This window comes from Luteibacter yeojuensis (assembly GCF_000964085.1).
In the GTDB taxonomy this organism is placed as follows: Bacteria; Pseudomonadota; Gammaproteobacteria; order Xanthomonadales; family Rhodanobacteraceae; genus Luteibacter; species Luteibacter yeojuensis_A.
In genome coordinates this window covers 106,085-120,588 of the sequence record NZ_JZRB01000014.1, presented here as the reverse complement: position 1 = coordinate 120,588, position 14,504 = coordinate 106,085, and the positions used below count along the sequence as shown (strand labels likewise).

At 67.5% G+C, this 14,504-nt stretch carries 14 protein-coding genes; 6 read left to right on the top strand and 8 right to left on the bottom strand.

The window, feature by feature from the left end; all coding sequences use genetic code 11:
• Window positions 1-130 precede the first annotated feature (130 nt).
• The 4 genes from VI08_RS07140 to VI08_RS07125 form a co-directional block, all read right to left on the bottom strand.
• Complete coding sequence (locus tag VI08_RS07140; RefSeq protein WP_052697742.1) at window positions 131-1,861, bottom strand: DUF885 domain-containing protein; 1,731 nt, start codon at window positions 1,859-1,861, stop codon at window positions 131-133.
• Window positions 1,862-2,002: 141 nt separating this feature from the next.
• On the bottom strand, window positions 2,003-2,707 hold the full coding sequence (locus tag VI08_RS07135) for a helix-turn-helix transcriptional regulator (protein WP_045828856.1): 705 nt from the start codon (window positions 2,705-2,707) through the stop codon (window positions 2,003-2,005).
• A 69-nt stretch (window positions 2,708-2,776) separates the two neighbouring features.
• Window positions 2,777-3,415, bottom strand: a complete 639-nt coding sequence (locus VI08_RS07130; protein ID WP_045828855.1) for a glutathione S-transferase family protein — start codon at window positions 3,413-3,415, stop codon at window positions 2,777-2,779.
• A 15-nt stretch (window positions 3,416-3,430) separates the two neighbouring features.
• Complete coding sequence (locus VI08_RS07125) at window positions 3,431-3,643, bottom strand: hypothetical protein (protein WP_045828854.1); 213 nt, start codon at window positions 3,641-3,643, stop codon at window positions 3,431-3,433.
• A 129-nt stretch (window positions 3,644-3,772) separates the two neighbouring features.
• Between VI08_RS07125 and VI08_RS07120 the strand changes: the two genes are divergently transcribed.
• Window positions 3,773-4,798 (top strand): class 1 fructose-bisphosphatase, encoded by a 1,026-nt coding sequence (locus VI08_RS07120; RefSeq protein WP_045828853.1) that lies wholly within the window; start codon window positions 3,773-3,775, stop codon window positions 4,796-4,798.
• Window positions 4,795-5,727, top strand: coding sequence for a patatin-like phospholipase family protein (locus VI08_RS07115; protein WP_045828852.1), 933 nt, complete (start codon window positions 4,795-4,797; stop codon window positions 5,725-5,727). Before VI08_RS07120 ends, VI08_RS07115 begins: the two co-directional genes overlap by 4 nt.
• On the opposite strand, the gene VI08_RS07110 is transcribed toward VI08_RS07115, so the two are convergent.
• The gene (locus VI08_RS07110; protein WP_045828851.1) at window positions 5,728-6,312 is read right to left on the bottom strand and encodes a TetR/AcrR family transcriptional regulator; all 585 of its coding nucleotides are present in this window, start codon (window positions 6,310-6,312) and stop codon (window positions 5,728-5,730) included. It abuts the gene before it with no gap.
• 188 nt (window positions 6,313-6,500) lie between these two features.
• On the opposite strand from VI08_RS07110, the gene VI08_RS07105 reads away from it, so the two are divergent.
• Window positions 6,501-7,937, top strand: coding sequence for a glycoside hydrolase family 19 protein (locus VI08_RS07105; protein WP_198148870.1), 1,437 nt, complete (start codon window positions 6,501-6,503; stop codon window positions 7,935-7,937).
• A gap of 62 nt (window positions 7,938-7,999) precedes the next feature.
• Here the strand turns inward: VI08_RS07105 and VI08_RS07100 are convergent, their stop codons facing one another.
• Both VI08_RS07100 and VI08_RS07095 read right to left on the bottom strand, forming a co-directional pair.
• Window positions 8,000-8,986, bottom strand: a complete 987-nt coding sequence (locus tag VI08_RS07100) for a glycoside hydrolase family 43 protein (RefSeq protein ID WP_052697740.1) — start codon at window positions 8,984-8,986, stop codon at window positions 8,000-8,002.
• An 84-nt stretch (window positions 8,987-9,070) separates the two neighbouring features.
• Window positions 9,071-11,185, bottom strand: coding sequence for a TonB-dependent siderophore receptor (locus VI08_RS07095; RefSeq protein WP_045828850.1), 2,115 nt, complete (start codon window positions 11,183-11,185; stop codon window positions 9,071-9,073).
• Window positions 11,186-11,358: 173 nt separating this feature from the next.
• Here VI08_RS07095 and VI08_RS07090 point away from each other — a divergent pair, with 173 nt between their 5' ends.
• The 3 genes from VI08_RS07090 to VI08_RS07080 are packed head-to-tail and all read left to right on the top strand — an operon-like array spanning window position 11,359 to window position 13,486.
• Window positions 11,359-11,676, top strand: a complete 318-nt coding sequence (locus VI08_RS07090) for a hypothetical protein (RefSeq protein ID WP_045828849.1) — start codon at window positions 11,359-11,361, stop codon at window positions 11,674-11,676.
• Complete coding sequence (locus VI08_RS07085; RefSeq protein ID WP_045828848.1) at window positions 11,673-13,223, top strand: PepSY-associated TM helix domain-containing protein; 1,551 nt, start codon at window positions 11,673-11,675, stop codon at window positions 13,221-13,223. Before VI08_RS07090 ends, VI08_RS07085 begins: the two co-directional genes overlap by 4 nt.
• On the top strand, window positions 13,220-13,486 hold the full coding sequence (locus VI08_RS07080) for a DUF3325 domain-containing protein (protein WP_045828847.1): 267 nt from the start codon (window positions 13,220-13,222) through the stop codon (window positions 13,484-13,486). The genes VI08_RS07085 and VI08_RS07080 overlap by 4 nt, the downstream gene beginning before the upstream one ends.
• On the opposite strand, the gene VI08_RS07075 is transcribed toward VI08_RS07080, so the two are convergent.
• The gene (locus tag VI08_RS07075; protein WP_084621344.1) at window positions 13,467-14,495 is read right to left on the bottom strand and encodes an alpha/beta hydrolase; all 1,029 of its coding nucleotides are present in this window, start codon (window positions 14,493-14,495) and stop codon (window positions 13,467-13,469) included. The two genes, VI08_RS07080 and VI08_RS07075, sit on opposite strands and share 20 nt — an antisense overlap.
• Window positions 14,496-14,504 lie beyond the last annotated feature (9 nt).

Below are 14,504 nucleotides of genomic sequence, written 5' to 3'. Positions count from 1 at the left end.
ATGCAGTGTACTACACCCATGGAGAAAATACTGTATGGGCATTCAACCGTAGGAGCCCACCCCTGTGGGCGACAGCTCTTCGCGAAAAGCTGTCGCCCACAGGGGTGGGCTCCTACACCAGCGTCACCATTCAGCCCTTACGCCCCGCGATCCACTCATCCACGTGCTGCTCCAGCACCGGCAAGGGCACGCTGCCCACGGCCAGCACCATGTCGTGGAAGGCGCGCAGGTCGAACTTTTCGCCGAGCTGCTTTTCGGCGCGCTCGCGCAGCTCGCGGATCTTGAGGTAACCCAGCTCGTACGACAGCGCCTGGCCGGGCCAGCTGATGTAGCGGTCCACCTCGTTGGCGATCTCGCGCTGGCTCAGCGCGGTGTTCTGGGTGAGGTAGTCGATGGCCTGCTGGCGCGTCCAGCCCAGGTGGTGGATACCCGTATCGACCACCAGGCGGCATGCGCGCCACATCTGGTACGTGAGGTAGCCAAAGCGCTCGTAGGGCGTGTGGTAGATGCCCATCTCCTCGCCGAGGTACTCCGAGTACAGCGCCCAGCCTTCGCCGTAGGCCGAGATGTACCCATCGCGACGGAACGCGGGCAGGCCCTGCTGCTCCGCCGACAGCGCCAGTTGCAGCGCATGGCCCGGCATCGATTCGTGCAGGGTGAGCGCCGGCATGTTGAACAGCGGGCGCGACGGCAGGTCATACGTGTTCACCAGGTACACATCGGCGCCGCCACGGCCGGAGGTGTAGTACGGCGCGATATCGGCCGGCACCGGCTTGATCGCGAAGCGCTGGCGCGGCAGCAGGCCGAAGTACTTGCCCAGCTGCGCGTCCACCTGCTTCGCCACCCACGCGGTGCGCATCAGCAGTTCATCGGGCGTCCTGGCATAAAACCTCGGATCGGTGCGGAGGAAGTTGAGGAACGCCGGGAAATCGCCCTTGAAGTCGGTTTCCTTCATCACCTCGAGCATCTTCGCGTGGATGCTCGCCACCTCGCGCAGGCCGATGGCGTGGATCTGGTCGGGCGTGAGGTCGAGCGTGGTGTATTCGCGGATCTGCTGCAGGTAATACGCCTTGCCATCGGGCATGGATTCGGCCGCGAGGGTGTTGCGCGCCTTGGGCAGGTACTCCTGGCGGAAAAAGGTGAGCAGCTTGCCGTAGGCTGGTATCACGCCCCTGGCGATGGCATCGCGGGCCCGCGCGCGCAAGGCATCGGCGTCCTTCGCCGGCAGCGTGCTCGCCATGTGCTTGAACGGTTCGTACAGCGCGCTGTCTTCGGGGTTTTTCAGCTCCGCCACGGCGGCAATGGACGCGTCGCGGCCATCGAGCACCGCGCGCGGCACGGTGAAGCCACGCGCCAAGCCCAGGCGCATGTTGGCGATCTCCTGGTCCATCCAGGCGGGGACCTGCTTCAGGCGCGCGATGTACGCGCTGTATTCCTCGCGCGTGCGCAGGTCGTCGCCGTGCATCACGTAGCCGACATCGGACCAGAACGCGGAATCGCTGTTGAAGGGCATCTGCCACTGGCCGAAGCGCTGCGCGGCGGCGAGGTTGTACACCTGCTCGCGGTACACCTCGTAATCCACGCGGGCATCCGGGCCCAGCTGGCTCTTGTCGATGCGATCGAGCTGCGCCAGCACGTCGTTCCAGTAGGCCAGGCGGCTGGCCTGGCTGGCGGCGTCCACGGAATCGAGGCGGCCATCGCCAGGCTGTGCCTCGCCCGAGGTGAGGATGCCCGATTGCCCGTTGCGCCAGGCCCATTCCTTCTCGTAGATGGCCTTGAAGGCGTTGTCGGCCTGCTGGCTGGCATGGGCGGCACCGGCGAAGAGGCCGGCGAAAGCGATGGCGCGGATCCAGGGTGTCATGCGGGTTCCGGTGGGACGGGGATGCCCGATGATCGCATGGTGACCGACGATGTAGGAGCGCGCTTGCGCGCGATTGGGGGTTACCACGAGCACCCATCGCGCGCGAGCGCGCTCCCACAGGGAGGAGGCCGAGATTTCGCGTTATTCGAGGCCGGCGTAGTAGCCGCGGATCGTCTCGAGGAACGTCTGCAAATCACGCCCCGGCACATCCTCGAACGTCTCCCCGCTTTCGCGGCAGCTCTCGATCCGGTCGGGGCGGAAGTTGCGGAAGGCGTTGCGGTGGCGGCACCACGAGGTGAGGGTCCACGCGCCGCCCCAGAACGACAGGCACAGCGGCTCCACTTCGCGCGTGCTGGCGCGGCCTTCGGCATCGCGGTATTCGAGGCACAGCACGTGCCGCTGCAACACGGCCTCGTGCAGCCGGTCGAGCATGCGCGCGATGTGGTTCTGTTCCGGGTCGCGCCAGATGGGCGCGAAGATCTTTGACTGCGCCGCGCGCTCGCGAAGATCGGGGGGCAGCACCGCCTCGATCTTGATAAGGGCGGCCTGCGCCTCGCGCGCCAGGCGTTCGCCCGCGAAGGCACGCACGAAGCGCGTGCCGGCCACCAGGGCTTCGAGTTCGTCGGCGGAGAACATCAAGGGCGGGATATCCGAGCCCTTGCGCAGCAGGTAACCCACGCCGGCCTCGCCTTCGATGGGCACGCCGGAGAGCTGCAGGTCGGCCACGTCGCGGTACACCGTGCGTAGCGAGACCTCGAGTGTCTGGGCCAGCTGCCGCGCGGGCAGCGCGGTGCGCCGCCCGCGGAGGGCGTTGATGATGAGGAAGAGGCGGTCGGCGCGGCGCATGCGCCCATCATCGCTTCCCGCGCGGCGCGCGGGAAGCGAACAAGGTCACGGCCGGCCATGGCAGGCGGCTCAGGCCGCCGCCCGTTGCTGGGCGCGGGCGAGGGCTTCATCCTGCGCGGCCGCGCGGAGGATGGCCGGGCGCACTTTCAGGCGGGCCACGTACGCCTCGAACACAGGCTTGCGTGGCACGAGGCCGAACGACATGGTGTAGTCGAGCGCGTTGGCCCACAGCACGTCGGCCGCGGTGAAGCGCTCGCCCAGCAACCACGGCCCGGTGGCGAGCTGGTCTTCCACCACCGCCAGCACCGACGGGTAATCGCCGTATGGGCACGTGGAGGCGGGCGCCACGGCGTTCTTCATGTAGTGGTCGAGCACCGCCGGTTCGAAGCAGGAACCATAGAAGGCCATCCAGCGCAGGTAGGGGCCACGCAGCGGATCGGCGAGGCCCGGCGCCAGCCCCGCCTCGGGGAACAGGTCGGCCAGGTAGGTGAAGACCGCGGGCCGCTCGGTGACCAGCTGGCCATGGTGGGAGATGGCGGGCACCTTCCCCATGGGGTTCACCTTGAGGTACGCCGGCTCGCGCTGCTCGCCGGCGGCGAGGTTGAGCACGTGCATGTCGTATTGCGCGCCCAGTTCCTCCAGCAGCATGAGCGTGCTGGTGGAACGGCTGTTGGGGCCGTGGTGGAAAACGATGCGGCTGCTGTTCATTCCCTTCCCTCTTTGTCAGGCGTTGCGAAGACGTTGGCTGCGGCGTGGGCTGTTGTAGGAGCGCGCTTGCGCGCGACCGGGGGCGAGGCCAGGCCCCTTCGCGCGCAAGCGCGCTCCCACGGGCTTGCCGCCCTGGTCAGGCGCGAAACGGTACTGGCCGTCCATCAGCAGGCCGCGCTGGCCCAGGGGCGCATAAAGCGCGGCGAGGCGGTCGAGGAATCGGTTCATGGCGTGTGCTCCCCGTGGCGATGGGGCTAAGTCTGCGCGGGGGCTGCTGACACCGTACTGTCAGCAGCCCCTCTGGCGCCGTTCACGCGGCACCCGGACAATGCGTGCTTTCGTGCCCGGGCCCATGTGATGACGAAACCGATTTCATTGATCCAGTTCCTGATCGAAGAGAAGCGCGCTGGCCATGTCTATGGCGAGCTCAGCCTCCTGATCGAAGTGGTGGCGCGCGCCTGCAAGCGCATTTCCGTGGCCACCGGCAAGGGCGCCCTCGGCGGCATCCTTGGCAACGCCGGCTCGGATAACGTGCAGGGCGAGGCGCAGAAAAAACTCGACGTCATCTCCAACGAGATCCTGCTCGAGGCCAACGCCTGGGGTGGCCACCTGGCCGCCTGCGCCTCCGAGGAAATGGAAGACCCGCAGCCCATCCCCGATGCCTACCCCAAGGGCCACCACCTGCTGCTGTTCGATCCGCTCGACGGCTCGTCGAACATCGACGTGAATGTCTCGGTGGGCACCATCTTCTCGGTGCTGCGCTGCCCCGATGGCGTCACCGAGCCCACCACGGAAGACTTCCTGCAGCCGGGCACCGACCAGGTGGCCGCGGGCTACGTGGTGTACGGCCCCAGCACGCTGCTGGTGCTTACCTTTGGCCATGGCGTGCACGAGTTCACGCTCGACCGCGAGCATGGCAGCTTCGTGCTCACCCGGCGCGACATCCGCATCCCGGCGGAAACCAGCGAGTTCGCCATCAATATGTCCAACCAGCGCCATTGGGAAGCCCCGATGCAGCGCTACATTGGCGAACTGCTGGCCGGCACCACCGGCCCGCGCGGCCGCGACTTCAACATGCGTTGGGTCGCCTCCATGGTGGCGGACGTCCACCGCATCATTACCCGGGGTGGCGTCTTCATCTACCCGCTCGATGCCAAGATCACCGCCAAGGGCGGCACCGGCAAGCTGCGCCTCATGTACGAAGCCAACCCCATGGCCTTCATCGTGGAGCAGGCGGGCGGCGCCGCCACCACCGGCCGCGAGCGGATCATGGCGCTGCAGCCCACCGGTCTGCACCAGCGCGTGCCCGTGTTCCTCGGCTCGAAGAACGAGATCGAGATCGCCACCCGTTACCACCTCGACGCCGACCAGACCCGCGCATGAACCCCCGCCGCTTCCGCCACCTGCTGCCCCTGCTCGCCGCCACGCTGCTCACCGGTTGTTTCGGTGGCGCCGAGACGGCCAGGCCCAACGAGCGCCCGGACACCGCCGTGCCCGTGCTCGCGGCCAAGCCGCGCATCGGGCTGGCACTGGGTGGCGGCGCGGCCAAGGGCTTCGCGCACATCGGCGTCATCAAGATGCTCGAAGCCAGCGGCATCCACCCCGACGTGGTCTCGGGCACCAGCGCGGGCAGCGTGGTGGGCGCGCTGTATGCCAGCGGCATGGATGCGTTCCAGCTGCAGGAAACGGCGTTCGCCCTCGACGAGGCGGCCGTGCGCGACGTGCGCATCTTCTCCGGCGGCCTGGTGCAGGGGCAGAAGCTGCAGGATTACGTCAACCAGCTGGTGAAGCAGCAGCCCATAGAAAAACTGCACACGCCGTTCGCCGCGGTGGCCACCGTGCTCGAGAACGGCGAGCGCGCCGTGTTCATCCGCGGCAACACCGGCCAGGCCGTGCGTGCGTCAAGCAGCATCCCCGGCGTGTTCGAGCCAGTGGAGATCAACGGCAAGCACTTCGTCGACGGTGGCGTGGTAAGCCCCGTGCCCGTCGATGCCGCGCGCCAGCTCGGCGCCGACATCGTCATCGCCGTGGATATCTCTGCGCGGCCCGATGGCCAGAACCCCGGCAACATGGTCGGCATCGTGGGGCAGTCCATCACCATCATGGGCCGCAAGCTGGCCGAGCAGGAGCTCGGCCGCGCCGATGTCGTCATCCGCCCGAAGGTGGGCCAGATCGGCCCCACCGATTTCGACCAGAAGAACGTGGCCATACTCGAAGGCGAGCGCGCCGCGCTGGCCGCGATCCCGGCCATCCGCGCGAAGATCGCCGAGAAGGCCGCCGCCATGGGCAAGCCGCCCGTGCCCGCGAAGTAACTAACCGGCTTCGATCAACGCCAGCGCCGATTGCCGGCCCACGGCCAGCAGCTCGTCCGACATCGCTTCATCGGCCACGGCGCGCGATAGCGCTATCGTGCCCACCATCGACGAGAACACCGCCGTGGCGAGCAGGCGGCGGCGCTTGCCACGCACGGTCTCCGGCAGCGTCGACGCGATGAGTTCGACCATGCCGCCCATGCCCTCGGTGAATACCGCGCGGGTTTCTTCCGGGCGGCGCGCCAGTTCGCTTGCGAGCGTGCCGGCGACGCAACCGCCGGCCGGGTTGTCGCGGTGCTCCGCCGAGAGGTAGCCCGTGACCAGTGAGCGGTAGCGCTCGCCGCGCGAGGCGGCGACGCGATCGGCCAGCGCCTGCGTGGTCGACGCGACGCCCGTGGCGACGCACTCGCGCACCAGGTCTTCCTTCGACGGGAAGTGGTTGTAGAACCCGCCCTGGGTGAGCCCGACATCGCCCATCAGGCTCACGACGCCGACGGCATCGATGCCATCGGCGCGGAACCGCTCGGATGCCGCTTCAACGATGCGCTGCCGCGTTTGCTCCTTGTGACCTTTCTCGTAACGCATGAAAACCTGCCCTGTTTCAAGTTTTTCCCTACCCGCGCGCATTGTAGCGAATCCTTGCATATTGAAATGTCGACGCGCTCGCCCACGTTTTTAGGAGTTCGCCGCATAGGCGCGGCCATGCCATGGCGCTAGCGTCCGGGTTGCGTGCCACGAGGCGCGCAACCGCATCGATATCGCAAGGAGGCTCCATGAAACGCACCCGCCAACGAATGGCCCGCCCCGCGCTCGCCATGCTTGCCCTCGCCGCCGCCCCGTCGGCCTGGGCCCTCGACTACGACCCCGCCATGGCCTACCCGGCCGGCTGCGTCGTGGGCTGGCAGCAGGCTACGTACCGGGCGAAGTGGTGGACGCCGCCGGGCCATTCGCCCGGTGCGGTGGATACCGTCGCGAACCCCTGGGATACCTCGTGGGAACGCGCCGCGCCCGGCACGCCGACCGGCTGCCCCGGCGAGCCGCCCGTGCCGCCGGGCCCGGGCGGCCCGGGCGAAGGTGGCGACCCTGGCGAGCCGCGCAAGGTGTTGCTGAGCAAGCTGCTCGACGACGAAGCGGCGCTTGCCGCGGCCTACCCCATGATGGGCGCCGTGCGCGCATCCATCCGCACGCTGGATAACCCCACGGTGGAAGCCGTGCAGCCGGGCCGCCCGCAGAACCCGGCGAACGTGCGGCGTGTCGAGTCCATCGTCGACGGCGCGGCGTTCGACTACCTGTTCCCGTTGCGGGCTGCCGAGTACACGTATGAGGGATTCCTCAAAGGCATCGCGAAATTCCCGGCGGTGTGCGCCGCTTATGCGGCACCGAAAGATGCCGACGCCATCTGCCGCAAGACCCTGGCCACGATGTTCGCGCACTTTGCGCAGGAGACCGGCGGCCACGAAGCCTGGCGGCCCGAGGAGGAGTACCGCCAGGGCCTTGTCTACGTGCGCGAGATGGGCATGGATGAAAGCTCGGACAGCTACAACGGTGGCTGCGGCGACGTGAACTGGGCCACGGTGGCATGGCCGTGCGGCCGCAAGCCGGATGGCTCATTCAAGAGCTACTTCGGCCGCGGCGCGAAGCAGCTGTCGTACCACTACAACTACGGCCCGTTCTCCGACGCCATGTACGGCGACGTGACGATGTTGCTCGATGCGCCCGAACGCGTGGCCGATACCTGGCTGAACCTGGGCAGCGCTGTGTTCTTCCATGCCTACCCGCAGCCGCCCAAGCCGTCGATGCTGCATGTCATCGACGGTACGTGGCAGCCGAACGCCGCCGATATCGCGGATGGCCGCACGCCGGGCTTCGGCGTCACGACCATGATCATCAATGGCGGGGTGGAATGCGGTGGCACGGGCCCCGAGCACGCGGCGTCGGCGAACCGCATCACGTACTACAGGGCGTTCGCCGCCCGGCTTGGCGTGCCGGTCGACGCCAGCGAGAAGCTCGGTTGCCGGCAGATGAAGGAGTTCACCGAGGCCAGCACTGGCGCGCTTCCCATCTATTGGGAAAACAACTGGACCGACGAACCGGGATGCAAGCTGGTGGGTTACCAGACGGCGCACTCGGCGTTGAAACCCGGCGATTACGTGCAATGCGTGCGCACGGCCTTCCCTGAGGTGGAGATCGTGGACGACACGCAAGGCTGAGCCCTGTGCTGTGGGAGCGCGCTTGCGCGCGATCGCGCGCAAGCGCGCTCCCACACCTACAATCAGCGCAGCGTCTTGGCCGTGACACCCTCGAACGTCATCTTCACCGGCAGGATGTTGCCGTCCTTGTCGAACTCGAGCTTGTCGATGCAGGTGACGCGGTCGTTGCCGTTGGTGGCGCCGAGCGGGTGGCGGTGGTAGACGATGTACCAGCTGTCGTCCTTGGCCACGTGGAACACCGAGTTATGGCCGGCGCCCGTGCCGATCTTCGGGTCGGTCTTCAGGATGGTGCCCACGCGCTTGAACGGGCCCATGGGTGAATCGCCAATGGCATACGCCACGGAATAGTTCGGGCCTGTCCAGCCGCCCTCCGACCACATGAAGTAGTACTTGCCGTTGCGCTTGAACATCAGCGGGCCCTCGACATACTGGTCGGGCGTGATCTCCTTGTACACCGTGCCATCGGCCATCGGCTCGACGCCGGTGAAATCGGGCTTCAGCTTCACGATGTTGGCGTGCTTCCAGCCGCCGTTGATCATGTACCAGGTGCCGTCCGAATCATGGAACGCGAACTGGTCGATGGGCTGCGCGCCGTTGTGGAACGCGCCGATGAGCGGCTTGCCGAGCATATCCTTGAACGGGCCATCGGGCTTGTCGGCCACGGCCACGCCGATGCCGCCCAGCTCCTTGTCGCTCTGGATATCGTTGGCGGCGAAGAAGAAATAGTACTTGCCGTTGTTCTCGACCACCGACGGCGCCCATAGCGCCTTCTTTGCCCACGGGATGTTGCCGATGGGCAGCACGGTGGAGTGCTTGGTCCAGTGGACGAGGTCGGGCGACGAGAACGCATCGAAGCCCGTCTGCTTGGCATAGGCAAGCGACGTGGTGGGATAGATCCAGTACGTATCACCGAAGATCGCGGCCTCCGGGTCGGCGTACCAGCCGGGGAACACGGGGTTGCCCGAGTAGCCCGGCGGCGGCGCGGCAATCGCTGCCGTGGATACCAGCGCGCCCAGCAGCGCGAACCCCAAGGCCTTGCGAACCCCCATGGCGACTCTCCCGATCGTGGTGTGCAAACGGGGATCGTAACCCGATCGGATGGATGGATGTCCACCGTGTAGGAAGCACGGCCGTCAGAACCGGTAGGTGGCGCTGCCCACGATGCTGCGGCGGGGGCCGACGAAGCAATCGCCGCGGGCGAGGCAGCTGGCCTCGTAGGCCTGGTCGGTGAGGTTCGCGATGTTGACCGCGAAGCGCCATGGCCCCTGGTTCCAGCCCACCATCGCGTCGAACAGCGTCTTCTTCGGCACCTGCAGCGTGCCCGTCTCGTCGTAGTTCACGCCGATGTAGCGGACGCCCGCACCGATGCTGAGGCCATCGCTATCCGCGTCGTTGACATGGTAGACGGCCCACGCCGAGGCCTGGTTCTTCGGCAGCCCGGCCACGATGGTGCCATCGTCGGGGCGCGCCTTCGTCCACGTGTACGTGCTGATCACGTCGACATGATTGCCCAGGCGCGTTGAGCCTTCGAGTTCCACGCCGCGCGTGCGCGCCCGGCCCTTCTGGATCTGGTTCAGCGGGTTGGCCGGGTCGGGCGAGAGGCGGTTTTCCTCGCGCAGGTCGTAGTAAGTGGCCGTCACCATCGTGGCGCTACCCAGCGGCTGGTACTTCACGCCAGCCTCGTACTGCTTGCCGCGCAGCGGCTCGTAGGGGCGGTTGTAGAAATCCAGGCTATCCAGGGGCTGGAACGACTCGGTGTAGCTCACATAGGGCGAGAAGCCGCTATCGAAGCGGTATAGCAGGCCATAGCGCGCCGTGGTGGCGTTATCCACCGAGCGGTCGTCGCCCGTGGTGAGCGTGGCACGGTCGTGGCGGAAGCCCACGGTGCCGACCAGGTGCTCGCCCCAGTTGATCTGGTCCTGCACGTACAGGCCCACCTGGCGCGTGGTGCTGCTGGCGATGGGGAACACATCGGGCGCGATGAAGCCGTTGCCGTACACCGGCGCGTACAGGTCGAAGGGCACGTCGTCGTAGCCATTGCCCTGCGCGCTATCGGTGCGCGAGCGCGCGATGTCGAGGCCGATGAGCACGCGGTGACGCATACCCGCCAGGTCGAAGTCGGCTTCGGCATGCGTATCGGTGACGAGGCGCTTGTGCCGGTCCTGCGAGATGTAGCTGTAGCGCGCCACCGTGCGGGCGGTGTCGTCGAGGAACGGGTACGCGGGGTTGGAATACACGTCGGGGTAGAGCGTGCGGTAGTCCACGTTGTCATGCGAGTAGCGCATGTTCACGTCGAACTTCCACGTATCGTTGAAGCGGTGCTCGAAGAAGGAGCTGACCGAGCGCTGCTGTGTGTCGTAGCGGTCGAACCCCGGCTCGCTCACGAAGCGGCTGGTGGGGATGCGGCCGTTCGGGTTCGGCAGCAAGGTACCCGAGTGCGGCAGGAAGTTGAGCGAGGTGCCGTTCTTGTCGAACTGCAGGTTCGCCAGCAGGGTCCAGCGCGTGTCGTCGTCGGGCGCCCACGTGATGGACGGGGCGATGGCCTTGCGGTCGTCGGGCACGTGGTCGATCTGCGAATCGGCATCGCGGTAGACGCCGATGAGGCGGTACGCCCAATGGCCGGCCTGGTCGAGCGGGCCCGTGAAGTCGAACGCGACCTGCTTGCGGGCGTTGTTGCCCACCTGCACCTGCACCTCGTGCGCGGCATCGAACTGGGGGCGTTTCGATGCCAGCGCGATAAGGCCACCCGTGGTGCCCTGGCCGTAGAGCACGGAGGAGGGGCCGCGGACGACCTCGAGATGGTCGAGGAAATACGGTTCGGTGCGGGCGTACGCGTAGCCCATGCTCTGGCGCAGGCCATCGAGGTATTGCACGAACGACGTGCCACGCAGGAAGGCATCGTCACCGCGGCTGTCGACGCCGTAGGCATCGGCACGGACGCCCGCCGAGTAGCGCAGCGCATCCTGCACGGTCAGCACGCCCTGGTCCGCCATCTGCGTGTTCGAGATGACCGAAATGGCCTGCGGCGTCTCGATAAGCGGCGTGTCGGTCTTGGTCGCCGCCGAGCCATCGGTGCGGGCGTAGCCCGATTCGAGCGACGTGCCCTTTACCGACACCGCATCGAGCTGCACGGCCTTGTCGCGCTTCTGCTGGTCGGCGTCGCCGGCCGTGTCGTCGCCGGCTAACGCCAGCTGCGGGAGGAGCGCGCACGCGAGCAGCGCCGGTAGCAATTTCTTCTTGGGGATCATGGAGTTTTCCTGCGGGTACGGCGCCGGGGCGGGGACGCGGGCTCGTATTTGCGAATGAATCTCATTAATATGATGGCCGACCCGACGCGTTCGTGCAATATTGCGAATGCATCGCATTAGCGGGTAACGCGCGCGCGTCCAGCCAGCACCCCGCCCCGTCCCAAGAGAGCCGCATGCCCCGTTCCGCCTCCACCGGCGCGCCGCCGACACGCCTTGCCGCCGCCCTCGACGTGGCCGCGCGCACCCTCGTGGCCGCCGTTGGTGGCTACGCGGCCGCCGCCCTCAACGCGGCTGGGCTGGCCCGGTGGCTGCCCATGCCCCGCGTGGAAGCGGTGATGACAGGCATGCTCGCGTCGTTCGCCGTGTTCGCCCTCGTGGCGATCTGCGCGTTCGCCGCCGCCCGCGCGGGGCGCGTGGCGTTCTGGACCAGCGCTTACTGCGTGCCGCTCGCCCTGGCGCTGTACCTGGCGAAGCACGGTGGCGTGGCATGAAGGGCGGCCTGCGCCAGTCCATGGCATGGCTGCACACGTGGGTGGGCCTGCTGCTCGGCTGGCTGCTGTTCCTGGTGTTCTGCACGGGCACCGCGTCGTACTTCCAGGACGAGATCACCCGCTGGATGCAGCCGGAGGTACACGGGCTGCGCGATGTCACGCGCGGCGCGGAGGGCGCCATCGCCTACCTGCAAAAGCACGCCGCGAACGCCGAGCAGTGGACGATCCAGCTGCCCGGCCACCGCGCCGTCGCCACCACGGCCTTCTGGAAGGAGAAAGGCGAGACCTTCGCCAACTGGCGCGACCACGAGTTCCTCGTCGATGGCGAGGGCCACAAGGTGGAGGCACGCGACACGCTGGGCGGGTGGCGCCTCTACCGCATGCACTTCGACCTGTACTACGTGCCGGTGCTGTGGGCGCGCTGGGCCGTGGGCCTCGCGGCCATGTTCATGCTGGTGGCGATCATCAGCGGCGTCATCACGCACAAGAAGATCTTCGCGGACTTCTTCACCCTGCGCTTCGGCAAGGGCCAGCGCTCGTGGCTCGATGGCCATAACCTCAGCGCCGTGCTCGCGTTGCCGTTCCACTTGATGATCACCTACACCGGCCTCGTCACGCTGGCCTCCATGTACATGCCCTGGGGCATCGCCGCGGCGTACGAGAAGCCCACGCAGTATTACGCCGATGCATTTGGCACGGCCGATACACCCGCGCGATCGGGCCACGCCGTGCCCCTCGCGCCCATCGGCGGGATGATCGAACAGGCACGCGCCGCGTGGCATGGCGCCGACCCGGGCAACATCTTCATCCCCGTGCCCGGCGACGCGAACGCCGTGGTGAAGATCACACGCGGCACCGACGAGGGCATGGATACGCGCGGCGAGACGCTCACCTTCGATGCTGCCACGGGTGCGATGCAGGCCCGGCCACCGGCACGCGGCCCCGCGCGGGCGACCGAAAGCGTGATGGTGGGCCTGCACGCGGGCCGCTACGCACCGCTGCTGTTGCGCTGGTTTTACTTCCTTTGCGGCCTTGCTGGCACGGCCATGGTCGCCACGGGCCTGGTGTTGTGGACCTCGAAGCGCCGCCAGGCGCTACCCGATCCCGCGCGGCCCTACTTCGGTTTCCGCCTGGTCGAGCGCCTGAACATCGCGACCATCGCCGGGCTGCCCTTCGGCATGGCGTGCTACTTCCTTGCCAACCGCCTCCTGCCCACGGGCGTGGTTGACCGGCCGGGCTGGGAAACGCATAGCCTGTTCATCGGCTGGGGCGCCGTCGCACTGGTGGCGTGCCTGCGCCGCCCGGTGAAGCGTGCATGGGTGGAAACCCTGTCCGTGGCCGCCGCGGGCTTCTTCGCGGTGCCGATCGTCGACATGATGACCACCGACCGCGGCCTGTTCGTGAGCCTGTGGCACGGCGACCTGGTATTCGCCTCCTTCGACCTGCTGATGTTCGCGTTCGCGGCGCTGCTGGCCTACGGCGCGTGGAAAGTGCACAACCGCAAGGAGGCCGTGCGCGTGCGCCGCAAGAAGGAGGCCATCGCATGATGCTTCTGTGCATCCTTGCGTCGCTCGCCGGTTTCGCCGCGCTTTGCCTTGGCATGTCGCGGCACCAGCGCGATGTGCTGGGCAAGGCCTTGCCCGCGGCCACCACCCGCGGCCTGAAGGTCGCAGGGTGGGCCCTGCTCACCGCCTCGTGGGCCGCGGCCATAGCTGGCGAAGGCGCCGCGCTGGGATCGGTCTACTGGCTGGGCGCGCTGACGCTCGCCGCGCTTGTCGTCGCCTTCTCGGTCACCCGCCTGTCGCGGTGAACGCGGGGCGCTTGCCAGGCAGTGCCCACTGGATGCCGCGCGTGATGATCACGGGGAAGACGGTGAGGTGGTCCTCGCCCGGTACCGTGATGACGCTGGCATGCAGGCCGGGGTAATGCTTCGCCTGTAGCTCGGCCACGAAGCGACGGTTGTCGCCGATCATGTCCGTTTCCCGGTTGTAGCGGCGGTCGGCCTTGTCCTTGCCGGGTGTTTCGAACGCCCCCAGCACCACCAGCACGTTCGCCGGCAGGTCCTTCCGCGCCGCCAGCGCCTCGTGCATCCGCGCGAACTCCACGCCGTGGTCGAACTGCAGCGACGGGCTGCCCAGGATGTAGTGGCTGAACATCGACGGGTCGTGCAGCAACATCTCGTAGCCGAGTAGCCCGCCGTACGAATGGCCCACGTAGATGCGGCGGGACATATCCGCGTGGTAGTTCGCGGCAATCAACGGGAACACGTCGTCCTTGATGAACGCGCGATAGCCCTCGGCCTCGCCGTGCAGCACGGGGCGCCCCGGCATGTCCGAGGTGAGGCCGCTGGGGCCATGGTTCGTCGGCGTGTAGTCGCGGCGGCGGCTATACACGGGCGTGTCGCCCACCGCGTACGAGAGCCCGACCAGGATGAAATCCTCCGTGCCATCGCCATGGTCGCCAAGGCGGCGCGCGATGCTGCGGATCAGGGGGAACGCGTAGTTCGCATCGGTGACGAACATCACCGGGTACGTGCGATCGGGATGTGCCGCGTAATCAGGCGGCAGGCTCACGAACACCTGGTAATCGCGGCCGAGGTTGCGCGCGTGCACGGTGCGCACCTCGGTGTCGTCCAGCACGTAGCGCTGCACGGCTTCCACGGGAACACCCGCGACCGTCGACGCATGGACGGGAACCGGGGTGGTCGACAAACCAGGCGCCGCAGCGGCCTGGGGCGCTTGCGACGGCGGGGCGGGCTGCGAGCAGGCGGCGATGAGCAGGCAGGCCGCGAGCGTGGCGCACCAAGTGCAACGGACCATCCGGTGTCA